This is a genomic window from Candidatus Omnitrophota bacterium (assembly GCA_041650805.1).
In the GTDB taxonomy this organism is placed as follows: Bacteria; Omnitrophota; Gorgyraeia; order 2-01-FULL-45-10; family 2-01-FULL-45-10; genus JBAZKM01.
The window spans coordinates 21442-43093 of record JBAZKM010000007.1 but is presented as its reverse complement, the minus strand read 5'-3'; the positions used below and the strand labels follow the sequence as shown (position 1 = coordinate 43093).

The window sequence follows — 21652 nt, the reverse complement described above, 5'->3', positions numbered from 1 at the left end:
CGCGCCATTCAAAGATGTACGGATCCTCTCTTTTGAGGTAGAATATACGGCAGTTTTCAGCGTAATTTTCGGGAAAAGGCAAATATGTTAAAGAAGAGAGATGCGGTATTATTGATATCCCTTGCGCTCCTGTCGTATCCCGGCCCGGAAGCGGCGATGGCGGCCGGAGAGGGCGTGAAAGATATAGAGGTGGCGGAAAGCGCCATCGATTTTGACCGGGACGAATTCCCGCACTTCGCCTGCCTGCGGATAGAGCTCAAGAATAACGGCGATAAGAGCATAACCAACCTGAACCTTGAGGTCAGTTATTATGATGCGGAAGGTTATACGGTAAAGAGGGTCATCCTGAAAGATAGGCTGACCGAGGCGATCCCGCCGGGAGAGGCGAGGAAATATAAGATACGCCTTAACGGCGACGTCTTCAATGAGAGGAACGAAGAGTATCCCTATTCACAGCGCGGCGAAGTCGATGATTTTGATGTTAAGATACTTAATGTAAAATTCGGGCGGAAATAACAGAAAAGGAGGATCTATATATGGTAACAAGAGTATACGTGTTAGCGGCGGCCGTTGTGTTGATATGCGTCTCCGCTTTTGCCATGTGCGGGTCATGCGGTCCCGGCGATGAGAGCAAAGAGGCGGCGATGGGCACCTTTTCACGTGTTACAGGTGAGGCGGCGGTGAAAGCCGGCGTCAGGGAGATAACTTACGACCAGTTCATGGCGATAAGAGGATCCGGAGAAGGGTATAAGCTGCTCGACGTCCTCTCCCAGGATAGCTATAGTAAGGGGCATATTGAAGGTGCGGCATCCTTCCCTCTCGACACGATAAATGAGACGACCGCAGCAGGGATGCTCTCCAAAGGTGACAATATCATCGTCTATTGCGGCAGTTTTCAATGCACGGCCTCGACACAGGCGGCCGGTAAATTATCCGGGTTGGGTTACAACGTCCTTGACTATAAGGGCGGGTTGAAAGAGTGGCAGGAGAAGGGTAACGGGCTCGTCTCCGGTAATTAAGGCCGGCACCGGTAAAATATGAGAACAGGATCACTGAAGATCGGGCGCCTCGGCAGCCGTCTTTTAGCGCTCTCTTTATCGGCCGCCGTCTCCCTCAGCCCTGTGTCCGGGTCTTATGCGGCGTCGTCGAACGGGACGCGTCTGCCTCCCGGGCATGACGTGGAGCTGGGTTACGAGTTCAACATGATCTTTGACAGGCCCCTCGACCGGTCATACGGCACCCTGAGGAGCCGGAACCATTTTTACACGGTGTCGTTCGGTGTGGCCGACTGGTTATCGCTGGACGGCAAGATCGGTATCGGGGACGCGACGGAGACGGGCTCCTCCCATCTCCCAAAGCTGGAATTTGATACCGGGTTTGCCGGAGGGTACGGTTTTAGGTTCAAGGTCTTCGATAGCGAGAAGTACCATATCCGCGTGATCGCCGGTTTTCAGCACATAAGCGTCCACCCGCAGGACCGCTCTGCCGGAGACGACAAGTACGAATCTTTCCTGGATGACTGGCAGGTGAGCGGACTTATAGCCGGGGATATCGAATTTGTCACCCTTTACGCGGGCATCAAGGGCTCGGACTGCGAGATGGTATATAAGGTGAACGGACACGATAAGAAGAGGCGATATTCGGAGGACCATGTCGGCCTCATAAGCGGCGCGGAGATATATCTCTTTGACGGCAAGGCCAGGCTGAGCGTAGAGGGCCGTTTTTTCGATGAGACCGCGCTGTCGGTCTCATCTTCGTATCTTTTCTGAAGATAGACTGTTCGCGGGACCCGAAGGGTAAATAAAAAAAAGGAGGAGAGAGATGTTAAGATGGATCCACAGGAGCTTTATGGTCGCGGTTGCGTTTTCCGTTCTTCTGAGCGGCGCGCTTGCCGCTCCGATCCTGCCGAAGAGACAGGCCCATGACTTAAAGAGGACACACGACAAGGCCCAGATGAGGTCTTATAAGTACGTAAATACGCATGACCTGAACGGGGACGGGGCCGTGAACACCAAGGACCGTCTCCTGTGGATAAACCGGCACAGGTCGGACGTCCCCGAGGTACTCGTCAGCACCGAGAATGTCGATATATATGAAGCCATGGATTATAATGATGACGGGTCTGTCTCTAAAGAAGAGATGGACGCGTTCTACACGGTATATGATAAGAACGGAGACGGCGGTCTGGATGAGGCGGAGCTGGAGGCGGCAACGGATTAGGGAAAGGGGGAAGATATGAAGAGAGCTGCTTTTCTGATAGCGGCGGTATACGGATTGATCCTGATAGCGCTTACACAGCCGGTCGCCATCTTCAGCTTCTGGGGTACTCAGATAGACAGCGTCGAAATGTTCAGGCAGCCCGTTTACTGGATCTGGATACTGGTGATGATGACCGGGCAGCTTGCCCTCCTCGTCATACCCACCCGCGTTGCCGGAGGCCGCCCCGTCTCGCGAAGGTCGCTCATATGGCCGATAGCCGCCTCAGGTTTGATGATGGGTATATTGGCCGCAGGGCTCATCTTCGCGCTCTATGAGCTTGCCTTTCATGGTTCACCGTCCGGCAAGGAACAATTTGTTATCCTGTCGGAGCTGGTCCTCGTCTGGGCGTTGTGGGCGCTGGTATTCAGGCGGTGGAGTAATCGCGAAGAGCCGGGTCCCCTTGTCCGGAAGTTGAGCAGGACGGTGTACCGCGGGAGCATCCTGGAGCTCCTCGTGGCCGTTCCCAGCCACCTGATCGCGCGGCAGAGGACATATTGCTGTGCGGGAGCGGACACGTTCGTGGCTATCGCTTTCGGGCTTTCCGTAATGCTCTTCTCGTTCGGCCCCGGGATATTCTTTCTGTACGCGGACCGGATCAAAGGCCTGAAACCCAAATGAAGAAGTCATATTACCATGACGGCCGGAGAGAGGTTATCGGGCGCGCGGCGGCCCGCGTATTTATCGTCTTTGCCGTATTGCTTGTATCATGCCCGAGCGGTGAAGGCGTAATAGTGACTAAAACGGCGCCGGGCAGGTCCGATATCCTGAAGGACAGCAAGTCGGCGGAGATAACCGTCATCGATCAGGTGTTCCTGAGAGCCGATACTATAGTCACGGGCGCTATAATGATAAAGGTCCTCGTGAACCGGCTGACCAATAAGGTCGAATATGTGTGGGCCAACGGTTACGGCCGTTACGTGAGGCCGGAATTCGTCATGCCTAACGTCCAGGAGCTGTATAATAAGACGCGTTAGTGATCAAAAGGAGGTTGTGGAATGCGGATCTTTTCTGTTATAATAGCGGCGTTATGTTTCATCCCGGTCACAATTAATATCGAAGGGAGCGTTTTTGCCATGGATAACAAGACGGTCGTTTTGGATACCAATCAGGGTAAGATAGAGATAGAGCTGATGCCGGAGACCGCGCCGAAGGCCTGCGAGAATTTTATCGGGCTTGTCGAAAAGGGATATTACGACGGTACCGTCTTCCACAGGGTCATCAAGTCCTTTATGATCCAGGGCGGCGACCCCACGGCAACGGGCAGGGGCGGGGAGTCGTTATGGGGCAAGCCGTTCGGGGATGAGTGCAGCCCGGACGTCAAGTTCGACAGGCCGGGCATCCTGGCCATGGCAAATGCCGGCCCCGGCACCAACGGCAGCCAGTTCTTTATCACCACTGCCGAGACAGGATGGTTGAATATGCGCCATACGATATTCGGTAAAGTCGTATCCGGATACGACGTGGTACAGAAGATAGAGGCCGCACCCACCGGCGCGAATGATAAGCCGCTCAGCGAACAGAAGATCATAAAGGCATATATCAAGGGCGGCCAGGGTAAATCCTGACGGTATCTCCGCCACCTCCCGGGACCCTCCATATTATGAAAACTCTTTCCGTCACGGCTCTGACCAAGGTCTACGGCGATCTCGTTGCCGTAGACGGCATCTCCTTCGATGTCAATAAGAATGAGATAGTCGGGCTCCTGGGCCCGAACGGGGCCGGGAAGACGACGACCATCAATATGATCCTTGGCGTGCTTGAGCCGGACGAAGGGAAGATAACGATCGGAGGCCTCGACCTTTCCGCGCACCGTTCCAGCGCGCTCTCGCGCACGAACTTCGCGGCCGTATATGCGCCGCTCCCCGGCAACCTGACCATATTCCAGAATCTGAATATCTTCGGCCGCCTGTACGGAGTGAGAGACCTCCCCGCGCGCATAGACGAGCTCCTTGAGCAATTCTCCCTCAGGCCTTTCAGGGACAGGAAGTGCGGCGTGCTCTCTTCGGGTGAACAGACGCGCGCGGGCCTCGCCAAGGCGATGCTCAACCGCCCGGACCTCCTCCTGCTCGATGAGCCGACGGCGTCGCTCGATCCTGCCACCGCGCGCGAGGTTCGTGCCACGATCCGCGAATATACGGCGCGGGGTATGGGCGGGGTGCTCTGGACATCGCACAATATGTATGAGGTAGGGGATATATGCGACCGCGTGCTATTTCTGTCTCACGGCAGGATACTCCTCGAGGGGAACCCGAAAACGCTCCCGGCCCAGCGGGGCAAGAAGACGCTCGAGGAGCTTTTCATAGCCGTGGCGCGCGAACCCGTCACACTGGGCCTGGGCTGAAGATATGTTCCTCCATCGCACGTTCGCCATAGTGCTTCGCCAGCTCTACCTGATACGAGGCAGTTTCTCGCGCGTATTCCCGCTCTTCGTCTGGGCGGCAGTGGACATGGTCCTCTGGGGCTTCCTGACCAGATATCTAAATTCCGTCGCCTCGCCGGGGTTCGATTTTGTGCCGGCGCTGCTCGGGGCCGTCCTCTTCTGGGATTTTTTTATCCGCATCATGCAGGGCGTTACCATGGCCTTCTTCGAGGATGTATGGTCGCGCAATTTTCTAAACATATTCGCCACACCTCTTCTGATATCGGAGTATTTATGCGGGCTCGTCTTCACAAGTATCGCCACGAGCATGGTTGGACTTGCCGTCATGCTCTTCATCGCCGTGGCGTTCTTTAAATTGTCATTTTTCATATACGGCCTGGCGGTCATACCTTTTCTTCTGGTGCTATTCCTCTTCGGCATCTCGCTCGGCATTTTCGGAAGCGCGCTGGTGCTGCGCTTCGGCCCGGCATCGGAATGGTTCATCTGGCCGATCCCGGCGCTCATATCGCCGTTCGTCGGGGTACTTTATCCCATATCGACGCTTCCGCATTGGATGCAACTTGTCTCGCGGATATTGCCGCCGTCGTATGTCTTCGAAGGGCTGAGGGGCATCATCTCAGGGAAAGGGGTATCGTGGGCAGGGCTTGTATGGGGCGGATGCCTGGCCGCGGCCTGCATCCTCCTGGCATATTGGTTCTTTACGAGGATCTACCGGTACGCCATCCGGACCGGGCTCATGGCCCGATACAGCGCCGAAAGCCTGAGTTGACATGAAACCCGGTCCACGATGATTTCAGGTTGTCCTTATCCGGCCTATGGTGATATAATATCGGGCATGAGGATGCCCAAGAACAGGTTTGTCAGGATAGTGATAGCGTTGCTGGTGATCTATGTCGCATGGTCCGTATACATAAACCTGATAAACCTCTGCTCGCGTGTCGATGACGATGCCCTTGTGCCGTGCCTCATCTACCTTCCGCCGCTCGGCTTTTTTGCCCTGGGGCTCATAGCCCTGAAGGTCCTTGAGTCGGCCATCGTCATCCGGTTAATAAGGAAGATATTCCGTAAGAATAAAAAACCCGGTTAAGAAAGAGACGATCATATGTACGAGAGTTATTATTACCATCCCGACCATGGGTTAAAGACGGACATTTCACCGGCCCAGATGGCGGACGCCGTCAAAGACGAGCGTTCCATATTATGGCTCGATGTCTTCGATATAGATGACGGCGACATAGACCTGCTTACCAACGTCTTCAGCCTTCATCCGCTTACCATGGAAGATTTTATAATGCCCAATGCCAGGCCTAAGGCGGAAGAGCTGCCGGATTATCTCTTCCTCGTGATATTTTCCATGAGATCCGCCAACGGCGGCCAGAAGGGCAAGATCGCGATGACCGAGCTGGATTGCTGCCTGGGCAAAAATTTCCTTATCACGTTTCACAGCGAATCGTTCAACTCCATCTGCGCATGCAAGGAGAGGGTCAAGAAACAGTCGCCCACCATCATGCACGGGGCAGACATGCTCCTCTACTCCATACTCGATTCATGCATCGATAATTATTTTCCGATCATCAACGAATTTGACAGGACGGTGGATGAGATGAGCGACGAGCTCTTCAGGTCGCCGAGCCAGAATACGCTCAAGAAGATATACCATATCAAGAACGATATAATGAGTTTAAGGCGCACGGTCGGACCGCAGGCCGACGTCATCGGCCTGCTCTCGCGGGGGACGTTTAAGTTCATAATGCCGGCAAACCTGATCTATTTCAGGAACGTCTACGATAATATGGTAAGGTTCAATGACACGGTGGGCGCATTACGCGACATCATATCTGGGGCAATGGAGGCCTACGTATCGATCGTCTCTAACCGTCTGAACGAGATAATGAAGACCCTCACCGTGATAACGACCATAATGATGCCTCTCACCCTGATAGCGAGCATCTACGGCATGAACTTCAGGTATATGCCGGAGCTCGAGCATAAATTCGGCTATCCCGCGGTCATCCTGGTAATGGGCATAATGATCGTCTCGATGCTTGTATATTTCAGGCGCAGAAAATGGCTGTAAAGGCGATCCCGGCCCTTTTTAAAAAAATACTTGAAATTTGTCCGGAGAAGTTCTATAATCAGCCATAGCCAAAAAGGAGGTAGTATGGCATATCAACCAGGTGGTGGATTTGGCGGAGCTCCGCGGGAAATGCACAAGGCGACATGCGCAGAATGCAAGAAAGAATGCGAAGTCCCTTTTAAGCCCAGGGAAGACCGTCCGGTATATTGCAAGGAGTGCTTTTCGAAGCGCAAGGGCGGCAGGTAAAGTCGAGAGCCGTTCTTCCAAGGGATATACTAACAGCGAGAACCCTCTGTAAGCAAAATGCTTGCAGAGGGTTTTTGTTTGGAATAGAATAGAGGCAGGATATACAGGAAAGAGAGTGAACGGTCTTGGCAGATCCCGGATTGATAAAGCATACCACAAGCGTCTGTCCCTCATGCCTGAAGCAGTTACGCGCGGATGTCGTGGAGGCGGAAGACGGCATCTTCATGCAAAAGGCATGCACGGAGCACGGTCTGTTCCGTGACCTTGTCGAAAAGGATGCCGCATTTTATAGGGCAGCGGCGAACATAGCAAAAGAAAGATATTGCGGCAATGACCTGCTTATACTGCCGATCACGGACAGGTGCAATATGAGATGTAAATTCTGTTTTCATCCCACCATTACAGGCAGTGATCTACCCGTCGAAAAGATAGTTGAAACCGTCAGACGCGCTTCGGTGCCGGATGTCGCCCTTTCAGGAGGTGAGCCCACTCTCCACCCGCGCATATGCGAGGTCATACGGAAGCTGAAACGTATGGGTAAAAATGTCATAGTGGTGACAAATGGTTTACGGCTCGTCGACCCGGGATACGCGAAGGCCCTTAAAGCGGCGGGGGCCGACAGTTTTGTCTTTTCGCTCAACGGTTTCAACGACTCGATATTGAGCCGGATCGACGGCCGTCCCTGCCTGGAAGAGAAGCTTGCCGCCCTGGAGAACCTGAAAAGGGAGCATATGAGGGTGGAGCTCTCATTGAGCATATTGAGGGATGTCAACGAGGGTGAATTCAAAAAAGCCCTGGAATTCTGTCTGAAAAATCCGGATCACGTCTTTGCGCTCCGCGTGCGCTCGTTCTCGCGCATAGGAAGGTGCGAAGATATGCAGGGTTTAACGACAGGAGAACTGATGGGCCTTCTGTCAGAGGCGCTGGGGGTGGGAAGGGAGCGGCTGATCAGGGCGGTGGCAGCGAGGAAGATAAGTTCTGCCATCCAGTACAATGCCGTGCTCTATTTTCGCTACGGGTACGGCAGGATCGATTTTCTGACGGAAAGACCGTTGTGGTCATCGCGCATGACGAGAAGCATGATATCTTTAGCCAAGTCGATGCGTGTCGGTAAACCGGTAGCTGCGGTGAGGGGCGCCCTGTTCCGGAAAAGCAGGGTCAAGAGGCTGGTCATAAACATGTGGGCTGTGCCCGATCGGCATAATTTTGATATGGGAGAGATAAATTCCAGCGGTTTTCTGGGGGTTGATTATGGATATAAGATGGATAATTTTTTTAACGCGATCGTATTAGACAACACAAATATTTCATCCGCCGCGAGGCAGGACAGATGCCTGTGAAATACACAAAGAAAGAGGAGGCATATGGGACCGAATAAGGAAAGAAGGGCCGGCTCTCTGCATCAGATATTTTTCGCTTTAATTATGGTATCCTCGGCCGCATATGCAGAGAACGCCACTAACGAAACGAAGGTCATAAACACCTTCTCCGATGAGTATAAGGCCGGCGCGTCGGCGGCAAATCCTTCCGAAAACATATCGTCAACGAACTCGACGAAGTTCAAATATATCTCCGGCTTCAAAGAAGATTACAGTAAGAAGAACAGTTCGGATACGGCCAAGGATGCGGTCCCGGCCGCGGCGGTGAATGTTTCCCAGCAGGTGATCCCCGGCCCGCAGGCGGATCCCGCGGAAGAGTTCAGAACGAGATATAAGGTATTGAGATCGGACAAGAAAGATATATGACCGCCAAAATTTTGACGATCTTTCTGTTATCCCTGATCCCCGCGGTCCTGCATGCCCAGGAGAGCTATGAAGCGGTAAAATGGGATTTTGGCGAACTGCAGAACAGCTCTGTCTCCAGGGGTGAGGAGAAGGACCTGGCCGTCTGCGAGAAGGCCTATGACGATTACGGGAAGGTAAAGGCCGGGGCCGAACGCGCCCTCGAAAGGTTCACGCAGAATATGGACAGCTCAAGGGCGGCGGAGGCCGGGAAGATAATAAAGATGTCGGACAGGGCGCGGACGGATATAGCGCTGATGATGGAAAAGATGAAGGCCCAGACGAAGAAGGCGGCGCATGCCGACCTTGAAGAGGCCCCCGACGAATCGACCATAATAGGGAAGACGAGGAACGAGGTCACGTCATTATTAGGCAAGCCGGACCGCGTGAATAAGAGCGTCAATGTCGGCGGCGGATACGAGCAATGGTGCTATGAGCCGAAATCGGACAAGGGTGACACATCCTATATATATTTCGGCGATGACGGTACGGCGATAAAATATCAGCAATAAAGATGAAAAAGAGAGCTGCAGGCGGGATCGCTTCCGTATCACTATTTCTCTTCCTACTGAACCTCCTGGCAGGGCTTCTCTTTATAAATGAGGGCCTCTTCCACCACGACAGTGTCCTCCTGGCCAAAGCCGTGGAAGATACGTATGCCACAGGCCATCTCCATCCCGCCGCCAGGGGAAGATACGGTTCCGTGGCCGTGAACTGCGTACTCCACGCGCCTTTCTTCCTTCTCGGCCATAACGCCGACTTCACAACGCGGTTCTCGAGCGTATTCTTCCATTCGTTGTCGGCAGTCATGCTGGCAGTTCTTATATATGCGCTCCTGGGCACCGTCCCGGGCGCTCTATTCGGCGGCCTCCTCCTGTCATTTACACCGTTCTATTTTTCACCCAATACCTGGGGCAAGGAACACGGCCTCTTCATATTTTCCGTACTCCTCTCATTCTACCTGCTGCATCGCGGTACGGAGAAGGATAATGGCCTATGGCTGGGGCTTTCGGGCATGACCATGGCCTTCTCCGTATCCGTAAGGGAGTCGGCGCTCGTAATATTGCCCTTATATTTTTTATTTTACCTGAGCCCCCGGATCGCGATCCGTCCTCCGGAGATATCTATCCGGAAAGAGAGATTGGGGGCAGGTCCCCTGCTCCGTCTTATACTTCCCATGACCGCGATCTTAGCCGTTATCTATTTCACATACCTCAGGGCGGAGTTCTACCGCGAGATGGTCCTGCGCGATAACACGTCGGCCATTTTCCTGGGGCCGTTATCACCGATGCTGAGGATAGCCATCAAGGACCTCGGGACATGTATCCCGCCCGTCCTCTTTCTCTTTTTCGTGCTGGGGATAGTGAGGCTCTTTTCCAGGGAGGACGTCTTCCTCCCTCTATTTCTCATCTTGTGGGCCGCGCTCATATTTTACTTCGGCAATATAGAGACATTCACATTGCGGTATCTGGACATCGTTATAATACCCGTCTATATAGGTGTCGCATATTACATGTCCGAGCTGCGCGTGAAAGAGCGGTTGGCCGCAGATGCCATCATGGCCTATTTCGTCATCAGCATGTTCGTCATGATGCATCCGATGCTCGAGTTCAGACATTCCTACAACGGGGAGAAGCGTTATGCCCTCTTCGTCAGGGATAACACCCCGGCCGATGCCGTTATAATAACTATGGACGATTCCGCGTTCATCGAATATTACGCCGGCAGAAAGACTGTGACCCACCCCATAGACGATATCCGTAAGACCGCCGATTTTGTGAAAGAGATGAAGGGGTATCTGGCAAAAGGCGTACCCCTTTATATGACCGGCTCGGCCTTGAGCTATGACCATAAAAAGATATTCAGCAGGATCTTTGACGCAAATTTTTATGTCCACCTGGTAGGATCGCGGCTATCAGAGGATTACCACCGGCCCGAGATACGGTTCTTCAGATATAAACAGGGGCTCTTTAAGGTGACGCCTAAAAGAGCCCTGGATATCCCGTGAACCGTAACGTTCCGGTGTTTTTTGCCGCGCCAACTTGCCAGGCACTGGTATATATGGTATATAATAATCTATAAAGGAAGGAGGAAGTATGGGCGGAAATAGAGGCATTAAGTATATAGTCATATTTTTAAGCGGAGCGGTTTTGCTGTTATTCGGGGCGCCCCTGTATGCAGCCAACCCTCCGGGTCCGAAGGGCGGCCCCGGCGCAGGCCCGAAGCCGGGGAAGGCGAAGGTAGACACGAAGTGGGAGAACGCCGCCGACAGGAATAACGACGGTGTCGTCGGCAAGGTCGAGGCCAAACAATGGAAGAACAGGCACCGGGTCAAGGATGGCGTCGGCGACACTATGGTATCCGGCGAAAGCCCCGGTCAGGGCGTAGCGGAGAAGGCAGAGGTCAATACGGCGTGGGAAAGGGCCGCCGATACGAATAACGACGGCATCGTAGATAACGTAGAGATCGAGCAGTGGAGGAACAGGCCGAGGGGCGGCGGCCGGTCAGGGGTCGGACCCGGATACGGGGCGGATCCCGGTCAGAATATAGAGGACAAGGCGAAGGTAGATACGAAGTGGGAGAACGCCGCCGACAGGAATAACGACGGTGTAGTCGGCAAGGTCGAGGCCAAACAGTGGAAGGGATCTCACAGGGGCGGTAATCCTCCGGGGCCTGCGGGCAGATAGAAATCGTTTGACAAAAGCTGACGGGATGGTATAGTATCCTCAACAGATAATAACGGTAAGCTTAAATATCTTGAAGGCGTAAGTTCCGAGATGTTTGAACTTACGCCTTTTTTCTCAAAAGGGCCGGAAGGAGACCATGTCATGAGATATGCGGTCATATTTTTATGCGCGGCAGCCATATTAGCGGTCAATACGCAGACGGCGGGCGCGGAAAGCCCCGTGATACATACCGGGAGCAAGGTCGCGTTCGATTATACGCTCACCGTTGACGGTAAGATGATGGACAGCTCGGAAGGTAAGGGCCCCATAAACTACGTCCAGGGCGACGGGCGGCTCATCGTGGGCCTCGCAAAGGCGCTTGAAGGGATGCGCGCGGGCGAGGAGAAGACGGTGACGGTGCCTCCCGCGGAGGCATATGGCACGATGGACCCGAAAGCGGTAAGAGAGGTCCCGCGCTCATCTCTTCCTACCGACAGAGAGGTTAAGGTGGGGATGATGCTCCAGGCCAAAGACGCCAAAGGCGGCACCCTGATCACAAGAGTAGCCGAGATCAGAAAAGATACGGTGTTGATGGACTTCAACCATCCTCTTGCGGGCAAGACACTGATATTCAAAGTAAAGATCGTATCCGTAACCTAACGGCGCTCAAGCGCTTAATAAAAGGAAGAAGACAGGCAAGACCCTGAAACCCTCCGGCAAAATAGATTGCGGAGGGTTTTTTCTTTTGATATAATGCGTTAAATCGAACCCTGCCCGGCGGCAGGCGGATAAAAGGGGGAGCGATGAGGTCTTTGATCATATACTATTCTTACAGCGGACATACCGGGAAGGTGGCGGGGATCTTCGCCGATATCCTGAAGGGTAAAGGGACGGTCGATCTCCAGCCCCTTAAACCTAAGGATGAGATAACGTCATTCTTTGCCCAATGCCGCGCGGCCTTTGCGCGAAAGAGGGCGGAACTGGAAGACGGCCCTATATATAACGTCAGCGCATATGACCTTATCATCATCGGTTCTCCCGTGTGGGCGTTTGCGCCTACGCCTGCGGTGAATACTTATCTGGACAAGGTGAACGGCCTGCACGGCAAGAGGGTCGTCGTCCTTCTTAACTCCGGGAGCGGGGCGGGGGTGAAGAAGTGCTTTGATAATATAGAGCAGGTGCTGAGGAATAAGGGCGCATCGGATATAGCCCGGATAAACATACCGGACAGGATGCTGAACGACGGGAATTTCATCTCCGGGTCGCTGGAGAAGGTATTATAGAAGATGCGTGCCGCGGTATACTACAGCAATAATGATGTCCGTATAGAGGAGAGGGCCCGCCCGGAGATAGGGCCGGGGGAGCTCCTGGTCCGCGTCGAGTCGAGCGGCATATGCGGGACCGACTGCCTGGAGTGGTACAGGATCAACAGGGTGCCGTTGATCCTGGGTCACGAGATAGCGGGCGTCGTGGTCGCTTCGGGTAAAGGGGCCGGTCATTATAAGGTCGGCGATGCCGTCTCCGCGTCGCATCACGTGCCGTGCGGCGAATGCAGGTTCTGCCTGGACGGCCACCATACGGTATGCGACATGCTCCGCAGGACGAATTTTGACCCCGGCGGATTTGCGGAATTCCTGCGGCTCCCCGGGATAAACGTAAAGAAGGGCGTTTATAAGATACCGGAAGGCGTCTCTTTTGACGAAGCGACGTTTACCGAACCGCTCGCATGTGTCCTGAGAGGACAGCGGCTTGCGGGGATGAAGAGAGGCAGGACGGTACTGGTGGTCGGGAGCGGTATATCCGGCCTCCTGCACATCCAGCTGGCAAGATTGAGCGGCGCCGGACGCATTATAGCGACGGACGTGGTCGAATACCGGCTCAAGGCGGCCGGGCGATTCGGGGCCGATCATACCCTGAATGCCATGGAATATACCCCGGAGCGTCTTAAAGAATTGAACGGCGGGTCCCTGGCCGACCTCGTCATAATATGTACGGGCGCCCGCCAGGCATATGAAGGTGCGCTCAGGTCGGTAGAGCGCGGAGGCACCATCCTCTTCTTTGCCGCTACCGATAAGGGCGTGACCATACCCCTTTCGGTGAACGACCTCTTTTGGCGTAACGAGGTCACGCTCACGAGTTCCTATGCCGCGACACCGGAAGAGCATATGAAGGCGCTCGAATTAATTGGCTCGCATAAAATAAACGTTCGTGATATGATATCACACAAATTGCCGCTCGCCGGGACGGGTGAAGGGATACGTCTCGTAAGCGAAGCGAAAGATTCGATGAAAGTCATCATAGAACCGCAGAAGTAAGGAAGATATGACTCCTCTTGAACGATGGGTAGATGAACAGGCGCGGCTCATGAAGCCGAAGAAGATACACTGGTGCGACGGTTCCGATCAGGAAGCGCATAAGATCGTAGAGGCCGGTATCAAGGAAGAGAAGATCGACGGCAGGCAGATATTCCAGGAGCTGAACCCAAAGACCTTTCCCAACTCATATCTCCACAGGAGCCACCCCAGCGACGTGGCCCGGACAGAGCACCTCACCTACGTATGCCATACGGATAAAGATACCGCCGGCCCTAACAACAATTGGATGGACCCGGATGAGGCGAAAGAGAAGATGAGGAAGATCTCTGACGGCTGCATGAAGGGCAGGACAATGTATGTGCTCCCTTATATGATGGGCCATCCCGACTCACCATACGCCAAGGCCTGCGTTCAGCTCACCGATATCTCATATGTCGCCGTAAGCATGAAGATCATGACCCGCATGTCCGGGTCGATCATAGATAAGATCGGGGATAGCGGGAACTTCGTAAAAGGGCTACACTCGGTAGGCGACTTCGATCCGAAGAGGCGTTTCATAATGCACTTTCCGGACGAGCATTTTGTATGGAGCATAGGTTCGGGTTATGGCGGCAATGCCCTCCTTGGGAAAAAATGTGTCTCCCTGAGGATAGCATCCTGGCTGGGGCTTAAAGAGGGATGGCTCGCCGAACATATGGTCATAATGGGCGTACAGGACCCGGCCGGCAATATAACCTACATCGCCGTGGCGCTCCCCAGCGCATGCGGCAAGACGAACCTAGCGATGCTGGAATCGAAACTGCCCGGGTATAAGATATGGACGCTCGGTGACGATATAGCGTGGCTCAACGTGGGTCCGGACGGACGTCTATGGGCGATAAACCCGGAAGCGGGCTTCTTCGGGGTCGCGCCCGGGACGTCGATGAGCACAAACCCGAATATGATGCGCACCCTGAAGAAGGGGACCTTCTACCCGACGCTCTTCACGAACGTCGCCCTGAACACAGATACCAATGAGCCGTGGTGGGAAGGTATGGACGGGCCGGTCCCCGGGAATGCGATCGACTGGCAGGGTAAACAATGGAAGAGCGATATGGGCACGCGCGCCGCTCATCCGAATTCCCGGTTCACCGTCTCCATATCGCATGCGCCCACGCTCTCGCCCGAATATAATAACCCGAAGGGGGTCCCGATATCGGCCATACTTTTCGGTGGTAAACGCATGCATCTTAACCCGCTCGTGGCCGAAGGGTTCGACTGGCAGAATGGTGTCTTTATCGGCTCAAGGATGGGCTCGGAGACGACGGCCGCGGCGATCCATGACGTCGGCGTGGTCAGACGGGATCCCATGGCTATGCTCCCTTTCTGCGGATATAATATGGCCGATTATTTCATGCTCTGGCTAAATATAGGGAAGCGGTTGAAGCATCCGCCCAGGATATATTCCATAAACTGGTTCAGGGTCGATGACAGGGGCAAGTACATATGGCCGGGATTCGGCGAAAACATAAGGGTACTGGAATGGATAGTCAACAGGGTTAACGGCCGTGTCGGGGCCGAAGAGACACCCATAGGGCTCATCCCGCATATTGGCGATCTGAACCTTACGGGGCTGGATATATCGAAAGAGGGCTTGAAACAGCTTTTTGAGATCGATCATAAAGAATGGCTATCGGAAGCGGCAGATATAGAGAAATTCCTTCAGAAATTCGGCGACCGCATGCCCGGTGCGATCTGGGAAGAGTTTCGTCGTATGAAGGAGAAGCTTAAATAGAGCTATCAGCTTTCAGCTATCAGCTAAAAAAGCTGAAAGCTGAAGACTGAAAGCTGAAAGCTGAAAGCCTGATAGGCTATTACGCGGAGGTTACTATGGATTGGGGCATGAAGAACAGGATCTCTAAGCTTATAAGGCCGGATACCGGCCGTGCCGTATGGCTTGCCATCGATCACGGATATTTCCTGGGGCCGCTTTCGAAGCTCGAAGAACCGGCGAAGACGGTAAAGCCGCTTCTCGACCATATCGATGCGCTCATGCTGACCAGGGGTGTATTGAGAAATTGCATAGATGCCGGCATGGATAAACCGGCGATACTCAGGGTCTCGGGCGGGAACAGCATAGTGGGACCGGCCCTCTCGGATGAGGATACGCAGACGTCGATCGAGGAGGCGATACGCCTGAATGCCTCGGCCGTAGCGTTCTCCATATATGTAGGGACCGAACACGAGCACCAGACGCTCTTAGCGCTCGGGAGGCTGGTCAGCGAAGCGGAGAGGTACGGCATCCCGGTCCTGGCGGTCACGGCAGTAGGCAAAGAGCTGGAAAAACGGGACGCCAGGTACCTTGGGTTATGCTGCCGCATCGCGGCAGAGCTCGGGGCTCGTATGGTCAAGACGTATTACTGCGATGACTTCGAGAAGGTATCGAGGTCATGCCCTGTACCGCTGGTGATAGCCGGCGGGCCCAAGCTTTCCACCCCGCTCGATGCGCTGAAGCTCGCCCACGCCGCGGTAAGGGAGGGCGCCGCAGGCGTAGATATGGGGCGGAACATATGGCAGTCGGAGAACGCCGTCGGCATGATCAAAGCGATCCGCGCCATAGTCCACGGGCATAAATCGGTCAAGGAAGCGGCCAGGGTCCTTTAAAAATTACCTTGCTTTTTCCGTTTTCTGTAATATAATTAAGTAGAAATACCCCACGGAGGAGGATGAGATGGTGCGAAAAGAAGCGGTATACGGAATCTTATTACTTTTTGTGGTTTCGGCGGTCATATCCGGGTGCGAGACCGTGCCCAAGCATTTCAAAGAAGAGGTCGGCGGCATAAAGACGCGTGTCGAGACCCTTGAGTCCAAGGTAGACGGTATGGAGGCGAAGCAGGCTGAAGCAGAACGGTTGTCCGCCGAGGCCTCCCAGGCCCTTGAGCAGAGGGAAGAGACGAATATAAGTCCGCGGTCGAAAAGCAAAGAACGTGTACGCGAGATACAGGCATGCCTTAAGAGCGCCGGGTTCTACACGGGCACCATAGACGGCATAAGCGGCAAGAATACCAGGCATGCGATAAGGGAATTCCAGAAGGCGAACGGCCTCAACCCGGACGGCATAGTCGGTAAGAAGACCTGGGAACTATTAAGTAAATACGGAGGATCGTCGGAAGGGCCAACCAAGTAATTTTAAAATTGTTCGATAAAGACGAAAAGGGGCGGCCCTCCGCGAAGAAGGGAAGCCCCTTTTAACTTAGGGAGGATAAGATGGACGAGATACTTGAGATATTGGAAGGAGACGCGCGCACTACCCCGGAAGAGATCGCCAGGATGCTGAAGAGGTCCGTCTCGGCGGTCAAGAGCTCTATAAAGAAACTCGAGAAGGACGGCATCGTCCTGAAGTATAAGACGATAATAAATAAGGAGCTGGTCAGGGACGACCATTCGGACGTCAGGGCCCTGATAGAGGTACGCGTGACGCCGAAGAAGAACGTCGGTTTCGATTATATAGCCGATAGGATATACCAGTTCCCGGAGGTCTCGAGCTGTTACCTCATGTCCGGTACCTACGACCTCCTGGTAGTGGTGGAGGGCAAGGACATACATACCGTGTCGAATTTTGTGGCGGAGAAGTTATCGCCTATGGAGAATGTGCGGGGGACCGTCACGCACTTCATCCTGAAGAAATATAAAGAGGACGGGGATATACTGCGCCAGCCGAAGAAGGACAAGAGGCAGGCGATATCGTTATGAACTGAGCTATCAGCTAAAAAAAGCTGACAGCTGCTGAAAGCTGAAGATGAAGATATCCAAACCTGCAACCATAATCCCCCCGTCCGGGATACGCGTCTTCTTCGACCTTGTGCTGGGGATGAAGGACGTCATATCCCTGGGTGTGGGCGAGCCGGATTTCGTGACCCCGTGGAATATACGGGAGGCCGCCATATATTCTCTGGAAGAGGGGTATACCTCCTATACCTCAAATAAGGGCATGCTGGAACTGCGCCAGGAGCTGTCGAAATACCTGAGGCATAAGTATAAAATCCTCTATGACCACGAGGAGGAGATGCTGATAACCGTCGGCGTGAGCGAGGCCCTCGACCTTGCCCTCAGGGCGACCATAGACAAGGGGGATAAGGTGCTCATCCCCGAACCTTCGTATGTCTCGTACGGCCCCAATGTCATCATGTGCGGAGGGAGACCCGTCTTCATAAGGGCGTATCCCGATAACGGTTTCAGGATCACAGCGCGGGACATCGACAGGCACTGTGACAGGAAGACGAAAGGGATAATATTCAATTACCCGAGCAACCCCACGGGCACTTCGTACTCCAGGCCGGAGCTCGGCAGGATAGCCAGGAGCATCGAGAGGCACAACCTGACCGTCTTCAGCGACGAGATATATTGCGAACTCACATACTCCGGCACCCACACTCCGTTCCCGAACCTGCCGCGCATGAAAGAGAGGACTATATACCTGAACGGTTTCTCCAAGGCGCATGCCATGACGGGATGGAGGGTAGGATATGCCTGCGCCCCGAAGCATGTCATATACGCGATGACGAAGATCCACCAGTACACGATGATGTGTGTCCCGATAATGTCGCAGATGGCCGCGCGCGAAGCGCTCAGGAACGGCGAGCGCTCGGTCCAGGCGATGAAGCGTGAATACAGGCGCCGGCGCGAGTTCGTGATCCAGCGCCTCAATGAGATAGGGCTCCCATGCCATAAACCCGAAGGAGCATTTTACGCCTTCCCGTCCATAAAGGGGACCGGCATGTCATCCATGGAATTCGCGAAACGGCTCCTTGAGGAAGAGAGGGTGGCGGTCGTGCCCGGCACGGCATTCGGGCCTACCGGTGAGGGCTACGTGAGGATATCGTACGCTTCCGCGATGGATAACCTGAAAGAGGCGCTCGAAAGGATGGAAAAATTTCTGAAAAGGCGAGGTGCATAATGATGAAACGATCAGCCGTATTAGCCGTAGTGTCGGTACTTATCTTCTCCGCGCCGTCCGCGTTCGCGAAGGCGCAGGATATAGTCAAGATGAACACGGATATAGAGATCGAGAGAGGCCAGACCTGCGGAGAGGTGGTAGCCATAGGAGGCGATGTTACGGTCTCCGGCAAGGTCGAGAATAATGTAGTCGTCATAGGAGGTTCGGCCATATTCAAACCCGGTTCACAGGTCGGAGGGCAGGTCGTGGTGGTGGGCGGGGATATCGTAAAAGACCCGACCGCAAGCATAGGCGAGAGGATAACGCAGATATACATGCCCCATTTCATACCTTCGCTCACAACTATGATAAAAGGCGGATGGATAGCCCTATGGGCGACGATAAGCGTGCTCGTACTTTTAGGCTTCATAGGCCTTGCCGTGCTCCTGGCCGCGCTCATACCGGAGCATATGGGCAGCGCCATAAGGGCCATGGAACGGTCATTCGTGGGCATGTTCCTGTGGGGCATACTCTGGTCGATACTGATCGTCCCGATAGCGGTCATGCTTGCCATAAGCATAATCGGGATCGCATTGATACCGCTGGAAATACTGCTTGTGGTCCTGGCCCTGATCATAGGGTACATTACCTCAGCCACATTCATAGGAAAGAACGTAACGGCCAGGATGGGAAAGAGGTCTCATCCGTTCGTCGATGCGATCCTCGGCTTATTGGTGCTCTTTTTCGTAGGTTTCGTCCCCATACTGGGCACCCCGATAAAGGTCATATTCTTAATGGCAGGTTTCGGCGCCGTACTTACCACCAGGTTCGGGACCATAAAGTAAGGCAGGTCCCCTTGTCATGGGCCTCTTTATGTGGTAAGCTTAAAAAGCAATGCCAAAATACGTCACATTCTTCGATTTCGACAATACGATAACCCGGCGGGATGTCCTGGACGATATCCTGGCGCGCTTCTCTGTCAACGGCAGGTGGATAGAGCTTGAGAGGAGATGGAAGCGCGGGGATATCGGTTCGAAGGAATGCCTGGAAGGGCAGATCGGCGGGATCAGGATGACGAAGGGCATGCTCGACCGCTATATCAAAGAGATCGACATAGACCCCCATTTCAAAAAGCTGCTCCGTTTCTTTGCCTCAAAAAATATAAAACCGGTAATAGTGAGCGACAACTTCGATTACATACTGGAAAATACCATGAAGAATCACGGTATTAACGGGGTGAAGACGTATTGTAACCGCCTGAAGGTGGATAAGGACCGGCTGATACCCCGTTTCCCGTTAACGAATGCGAAGTGCGGTAACTGCGGTCATTGCAAAAAGACGACGGTGCTGAAGCATACGGGAAAGGGCGTGAGGTCCGCCTACGTAGGGGACGGCCTTTCCGATCTCCACGCGTCGAAATGCGCAGACATAGTGTTCGCGAAAGACACGCTTTTAAAATACTGCAGGGAAGAGGGGATGGACTGTGTACCCTTCAAGGATTTCAGGGGGGTGCATGACTATTTCAAAGCTCTTAAGTGAGTCAGGGTTCATATCTGGCCTGCCTCGCGGGGCTTAAAAGCAAAAGAGGACACTTATGGCACAAAAGACGAAGACGAACGCCGGAAGCAGATCGACCAGGACGCTTTCGGACGACGAGCTTTTGAAGCTGGAGGCGCGGTATTGCTCCTGGGGCGACACGGTCCACTATGTGGATAAACCGAACATATTCAAACGCGCGGAAGGCAGCTACCTGTACGACAGGGACGGCACCGAGTACCTGGACCTCCAGATGCTATACTCGGCCGTGAACTTCGGTTACAGGAACGAACGCTTCAATAACGCGCTGAAACGCCAGCTCGACATGCTTCCCCAGCTTGCCTGCCAGTACCTGCACGAAGAGAAGATACTGCTGGCGACAAAGCTCGCCCAGAGGGCGGAGATGACCTTTGAGGAGAAGGGGAGGGTCCATTTCAACGTGGGCGGTTCCGCGGCGGTCGAGGATTCGATAAAGCTGGTAAGGAACCATTCGCACAAGAACCTCGTCTTTGCGTTCATGGGCAGTTACCACGGGCGTACGCTCGGGTCGACGGCGATCACGTCAAGCTACCGTTACAGGGAGCGGTACGGCCACTTCGGTGACAGGGCGTTCTTCATACCGTTCCCGTACTGCTTCAGGTGTTTCTACGGCATGAAGAAAGAGTCATGCGGCCTATATTGCCTCAAACAATTTGAGAAGCTATTCGAAACGGAATATTATACGGTGCTCAATAAGAAGACGAACTCATGCGAGTTCGCCGCTTTTTATGTAGAGGCGATACAGGGGACAGGCGGGTACAATATGCCCCCGGAGGGATATTTCCGGGGCCTGAAGAGCATCCTGGATAGGTATAATATACTGATGGTGGACGATGAGATACAGATGGGCATCTTCAGGACCGGTAAGTTCTTCGCGATAGAGCATTTCGACGTGACGCCGGACATCATCGTCTTCGGGAAGTCGCTGACCAACGGCCTCAACCCGATCTCGGCAATATGGGCCAAAGAGAAGCTCATATCCCCGGATGTCTTTCCGCCGGGTTCGACCCACTCCACGTTCTCTTCCAACCCGCTCGGCACTACCGTCGGGTTAGAGGTTATGAAGATGATAGAGGAGTCCGACCTGGGCACCGAAGTCATGAAGAAGGGAAGGTATTTTGTCTCCCGGCTCAGGAGCCTGCAGAAGAAGTATCCGCATATAGGCGACGTGGAAGGGCTGGGCCTTGCGCTCAGGATAGAGATGTGCCAGAAGGACGGATATACCCCCAACAGGGAATTGACCGACGCGATCGAGGTGATCGGGCTGGGCGGGAAGCTCTCCGCCGGCGGGAAGAGGAGGGGGCTGGTCCTTGACGTAGGCGGTTATTACAAGAACGTCTTCACGCTCGCGCCGTCTCTCTACATAACCGAGAAGGAGATAGACCTTGGGGTCGATCTTTTTGAAGAGGCGCTTGTGAAGGCGCTTAAGAGGTCCTGA

28 protein-coding genes are annotated in these 21652 nt (G+C 54.0%); all 28 read left to right on the top strand.

Annotated elements, in window-relative coordinates; all coding sequences use genetic code 11:
• Positions 1-84: 84 nt before the first annotated feature.
• The 28 genes from WC515_06185 (at position 85) to WC515_06050 (ending at position 21652) form a co-directional block, all read left to right on the top strand.
• Positions 85-516, top strand: coding sequence for an FxLYD domain-containing protein (locus tag WC515_06185; GenBank protein ID MFA5146939.1), 432 nt, complete (start codon positions 85-87; stop codon positions 514-516).
• A 20-nt stretch (positions 517-536) separates the two neighbouring features.
• Complete coding sequence (locus tag WC515_06180) at positions 537-1019, top strand: rhodanese-like domain-containing protein (GenBank protein MFA5146938.1); 483 nt, start codon at positions 537-539, stop codon at positions 1017-1019.
• Positions 1020-1037: 18 nt separating this feature from the next.
• Positions 1038-1769, top strand: coding sequence for a hypothetical protein (locus WC515_06175; protein MFA5146937.1), 732 nt, complete (start codon positions 1038-1040; stop codon positions 1767-1769).
• 52 nt (positions 1770-1821) lie between these two features.
• Complete coding sequence (locus tag WC515_06170) at positions 1822-2220, top strand: hypothetical protein (protein MFA5146936.1); 399 nt, start codon at positions 1822-1824, stop codon at positions 2218-2220.
• A gap of 15 nt (positions 2221-2235) precedes the next feature.
• Positions 2236-2877, top strand: a complete 642-nt coding sequence (locus WC515_06165; GenBank protein ID MFA5146935.1) for a hypothetical protein — start codon at positions 2236-2238, stop codon at positions 2875-2877.
• Positions 2874-3233, top strand: coding sequence for a hypothetical protein (locus WC515_06160; protein MFA5146934.1), 360 nt, complete (start codon positions 2874-2876; stop codon positions 3231-3233). The genes WC515_06165 and WC515_06160 overlap by 4 nt, the downstream gene beginning before the upstream one ends.
• A gap of 99 nt (positions 3234-3332) precedes the next feature.
• Entirely contained in the window at positions 3333-3824 is a 492-nt protein-coding gene (locus WC515_06155; protein MFA5146933.1) for a peptidylprolyl isomerase, read from the top strand.
• Between the two features lie 35 nt (positions 3825-3859).
• The gene (locus WC515_06150) at positions 3860-4600 is read left to right on the top strand and encodes an ABC transporter ATP-binding protein (protein ID MFA5146932.1); all 741 of its coding nucleotides are present in this window, start codon (positions 3860-3862) and stop codon (positions 4598-4600) included.
• A gap of 4 nt (positions 4601-4604) precedes the next feature.
• The gene (locus WC515_06145) at positions 4605-5408 is read left to right on the top strand and encodes an ABC transporter permease (protein MFA5146931.1); all 804 of its coding nucleotides are present in this window, start codon (positions 4605-4607) and stop codon (positions 5406-5408) included.
• A 66-nt stretch (positions 5409-5474) separates the two neighbouring features.
• A complete protein-coding gene (locus WC515_06140) occupies positions 5475-5726 on the top strand; it encodes a hypothetical protein (protein ID MFA5146930.1) in 252 nt (83 codons plus the stop codon).
• Positions 5727-5741: 15 nt separating this feature from the next.
• Positions 5742-6716 (top strand): magnesium/cobalt transporter CorA, encoded by a 975-nt coding sequence (corA, locus tag WC515_06135; protein MFA5146929.1) that lies wholly within the window; start codon positions 5742-5744, stop codon positions 6714-6716.
• 84 nt (positions 6717-6800) lie between these two features.
• Positions 6801-6962 carry a CxxC-x17-CxxC domain-containing protein gene (locus WC515_06130; protein MFA5146928.1) on the top strand — a complete coding sequence of 54 codons (162 nt, stop codon included), beginning with the start codon at positions 6801-6803 and terminating at the stop codon, positions 6960-6962.
• 125 nt (positions 6963-7087) lie between these two features.
• Positions 7088-8302 (top strand): radical SAM protein, encoded by a 1215-nt coding sequence (locus WC515_06125; protein MFA5146927.1) that lies wholly within the window; start codon positions 7088-7090, stop codon positions 8300-8302.
• Between the two features lie 24 nt (positions 8303-8326).
• Positions 8327-8707 carry a hypothetical protein gene (locus WC515_06120; GenBank protein ID MFA5146926.1) on the top strand — a complete coding sequence of 127 codons (381 nt, stop codon included), beginning with the start codon at positions 8327-8329 and terminating at the stop codon, positions 8705-8707.
• Positions 8704-9255 carry a hypothetical protein gene (locus tag WC515_06115; protein MFA5146925.1) on the top strand — a complete coding sequence of 184 codons (552 nt, stop codon included), beginning with the start codon at positions 8704-8706 and terminating at the stop codon, positions 9253-9255. The genes WC515_06120 and WC515_06115 overlap by 4 nt, the downstream gene beginning before the upstream one ends.
• A gap of 2 nt (positions 9256-9257) precedes the next feature.
• The gene (locus tag WC515_06110) at positions 9258-10751 is read left to right on the top strand and encodes a glycosyltransferase family 39 protein (GenBank protein MFA5146924.1); all 1494 of its coding nucleotides are present in this window, start codon (positions 9258-9260) and stop codon (positions 10749-10751) included.
• Positions 10752-10839: 88 nt separating this feature from the next.
• On the top strand, positions 10840-11430 hold the full coding sequence (locus WC515_06105; protein ID MFA5146923.1) for a hypothetical protein: 591 nt from the start codon (positions 10840-10842) through the stop codon (positions 11428-11430).
• A gap of 141 nt (positions 11431-11571) precedes the next feature.
• Positions 11572-12069 carry a peptidylprolyl isomerase gene (locus WC515_06100; protein ID MFA5146922.1) on the top strand — a complete coding sequence of 166 codons (498 nt, stop codon included), beginning with the start codon at positions 11572-11574 and terminating at the stop codon, positions 12067-12069.
• A gap of 143 nt (positions 12070-12212) precedes the next feature.
• Positions 12213-12692 (top strand): flavodoxin, encoded by a 480-nt coding sequence (locus WC515_06095; protein MFA5146921.1) that lies wholly within the window; start codon positions 12213-12215, stop codon positions 12690-12692.
• A gap of 3 nt (positions 12693-12695) precedes the next feature.
• On the top strand, positions 12696-13724 hold the full coding sequence (locus WC515_06090) for a zinc-dependent dehydrogenase (protein ID MFA5146920.1): 1029 nt from the start codon (positions 12696-12698) through the stop codon (positions 13722-13724).
• 7 nt (positions 13725-13731) lie between these two features.
• On the top strand, positions 13732-15498 hold the full coding sequence (locus WC515_06085; GenBank protein ID MFA5146919.1) for a phosphoenolpyruvate carboxykinase (GTP): 1767 nt from the start codon (positions 13732-13734) through the stop codon (positions 15496-15498).
• 95 nt (positions 15499-15593) lie between these two features.
• Positions 15594-16367 (top strand): 3-hydroxy-5-phosphonooxypentane-2,4-dione thiolase, encoded by a 774-nt coding sequence (gene lsrF, locus WC515_06080; protein MFA5146918.1) that lies wholly within the window; start codon positions 15594-15596, stop codon positions 16365-16367.
• A gap of 67 nt (positions 16368-16434) precedes the next feature.
• Positions 16435-16890 carry a peptidoglycan-binding protein gene (locus WC515_06075; protein ID MFA5146917.1) on the top strand — a complete coding sequence of 152 codons (456 nt, stop codon included), beginning with the start codon at positions 16435-16437 and terminating at the stop codon, positions 16888-16890.
• Between the two features lie 80 nt (positions 16891-16970).
• On the top strand, positions 16971-17456 hold the full coding sequence (locus tag WC515_06070) for an Lrp/AsnC family transcriptional regulator (protein ID MFA5146916.1): 486 nt from the start codon (positions 16971-16973) through the stop codon (positions 17454-17456).
• Positions 17457-17502: 46 nt separating this feature from the next.
• Positions 17503-18660 carry an aminotransferase class I/II-fold pyridoxal phosphate-dependent enzyme gene (locus WC515_06065; GenBank protein MFA5146915.1) on the top strand — a complete coding sequence of 386 codons (1158 nt, stop codon included), beginning with the start codon at positions 17503-17505 and terminating at the stop codon, positions 18658-18660.
• Positions 18660-19484, top strand: a complete 825-nt coding sequence (locus tag WC515_06060) for a hypothetical protein (GenBank protein MFA5146914.1) — start codon at positions 18660-18662, stop codon at positions 19482-19484. The genes WC515_06065 and WC515_06060 overlap by 1 nt, the downstream gene beginning before the upstream one ends.
• Before the next feature lie 49 nt (positions 19485-19533).
• A complete protein-coding gene (locus WC515_06055; protein ID MFA5146913.1) occupies positions 19534-20178 on the top strand; it encodes an MtnX-like HAD-IB family phosphatase in 645 nt (214 codons plus the stop codon).
• Between the two features lie 55 nt (positions 20179-20233).
• On the top strand, positions 20234-21652 hold the full coding sequence (locus WC515_06050) for an aspartate aminotransferase family protein (GenBank protein ID MFA5146912.1): 1419 nt from the start codon (positions 20234-20236) through the stop codon (positions 21650-21652).

What these genes read in the sequence shown, in the direction of transcription:
- WC515_06130 (MFA5146928.1), top strand. Translation starts at nt 6,801, where the DNA reads ATGGCATATCAACCAGGTGGTGGATTTGGCGGAGCTCCGCGGGAAATG.
- WC515_06140 (MFA5146930.1), top strand. Translation starts at nt 5,475, where the DNA reads ATGAGGATGCCCAAGAACAGGTTTGTCAGGATAGTGATAGCGTTGCTG.
- corA (MFA5146929.1), top strand. Translation starts at nt 5,742, where the DNA reads ATGTACGAGAGTTATTATTACCATCCCGACCATGGGTTAAAGACGGAC.
- WC515_06075 (MFA5146917.1), top strand. Translation starts at nt 16,435, where the DNA reads ATGGTGCGAAAAGAAGCGGTATACGGAATCTTATTACTTTTTGTGGTT.
- WC515_06145 (MFA5146931.1), top strand. Translation starts at nt 4,605, where the DNA reads ATGTTCCTCCATCGCACGTTCGCCATAGTGCTTCGCCAGCTCTACCTG.
- WC515_06085 (MFA5146919.1), top strand. Translation starts at nt 13,732, where the DNA reads ATGACTCCTCTTGAACGATGGGTAGATGAACAGGCGCGGCTCATGAAG.
- WC515_06110 (MFA5146924.1), top strand. Translation starts at nt 9,258, where the DNA reads ATGAAAAAGAGAGCTGCAGGCGGGATCGCTTCCGTATCACTATTTCTC.
- lsrF (MFA5146918.1), top strand. Translation starts at nt 15,594, where the DNA reads ATGGATTGGGGCATGAAGAACAGGATCTCTAAGCTTATAAGGCCGGAT.
- WC515_06100 (MFA5146922.1), top strand. Translation starts at nt 11,572, where the DNA reads ATGAGATATGCGGTCATATTTTTATGCGCGGCAGCCATATTAGCGGTC.
- WC515_06155 (MFA5146933.1), top strand. Translation starts at nt 3,333, where the DNA reads ATGGATAACAAGACGGTCGTTTTGGATACCAATCAGGGTAAGATAGAG.
- WC515_06160 (MFA5146934.1), top strand. Translation starts at nt 2,874, where the DNA reads ATGAAGAAGTCATATTACCATGACGGCCGGAGAGAGGTTATCGGGCGC.
- WC515_06170 (MFA5146936.1), top strand. Translation starts at nt 1,822, where the DNA reads ATGTTAAGATGGATCCACAGGAGCTTTATGGTCGCGGTTGCGTTTTCC.
- WC515_06065 (MFA5146915.1), top strand. Translation starts at nt 17,503, where the DNA reads ATGAAGATATCCAAACCTGCAACCATAATCCCCCCGTCCGGGATACGC.
- WC515_06060 (MFA5146914.1), top strand. Translation starts at nt 18,660, where the DNA reads ATGATGAAACGATCAGCCGTATTAGCCGTAGTGTCGGTACTTATCTTC.
- WC515_06050 (MFA5146912.1), top strand. Translation starts at nt 20,234, where the DNA reads ATGGCACAAAAGACGAAGACGAACGCCGGAAGCAGATCGACCAGGACG.
- WC515_06055 (MFA5146913.1), top strand. Translation starts at nt 19,534, where the DNA reads ATGCCAAAATACGTCACATTCTTCGATTTCGACAATACGATAACCCGG.
- WC515_06070 (MFA5146916.1), top strand. Translation starts at nt 16,971, where the DNA reads ATGGACGAGATACTTGAGATATTGGAAGGAGACGCGCGCACTACCCCG.
- WC515_06175 (MFA5146937.1), top strand. Translation starts at nt 1,038, where the DNA reads ATGAGAACAGGATCACTGAAGATCGGGCGCCTCGGCAGCCGTCTTTTA.
- WC515_06105 (MFA5146923.1), top strand. Translation starts at nt 10,840, where the DNA reads ATGGGCGGAAATAGAGGCATTAAGTATATAGTCATATTTTTAAGCGGA.
- WC515_06150 (MFA5146932.1), top strand. Translation starts at nt 3,860, where the DNA reads ATGAAAACTCTTTCCGTCACGGCTCTGACCAAGGTCTACGGCGATCTC.
- WC515_06115 (MFA5146925.1), top strand. Translation starts at nt 8,704, where the DNA reads ATGACCGCCAAAATTTTGACGATCTTTCTGTTATCCCTGATCCCCGCG.
- WC515_06185 (MFA5146939.1), top strand. Translation starts at nt 85, where the DNA reads ATGTTAAAGAAGAGAGATGCGGTATTATTGATATCCCTTGCGCTCCTG.
- WC515_06180 (MFA5146938.1), top strand. Translation starts at nt 537, where the DNA reads ATGGTAACAAGAGTATACGTGTTAGCGGCGGCCGTTGTGTTGATATGC.
- WC515_06095 (MFA5146921.1), top strand. Translation starts at nt 12,213, where the DNA reads ATGAGGTCTTTGATCATATACTATTCTTACAGCGGACATACCGGGAAG.
- WC515_06120 (MFA5146926.1), top strand. Translation starts at nt 8,327, where the DNA reads ATGGGACCGAATAAGGAAAGAAGGGCCGGCTCTCTGCATCAGATATTT.
- WC515_06165 (MFA5146935.1), top strand. Translation starts at nt 2,236, where the DNA reads ATGAAGAGAGCTGCTTTTCTGATAGCGGCGGTATACGGATTGATCCTG.
- WC515_06090 (MFA5146920.1), top strand. Translation starts at nt 12,696, where the DNA reads ATGCGTGCCGCGGTATACTACAGCAATAATGATGTCCGTATAGAGGAG.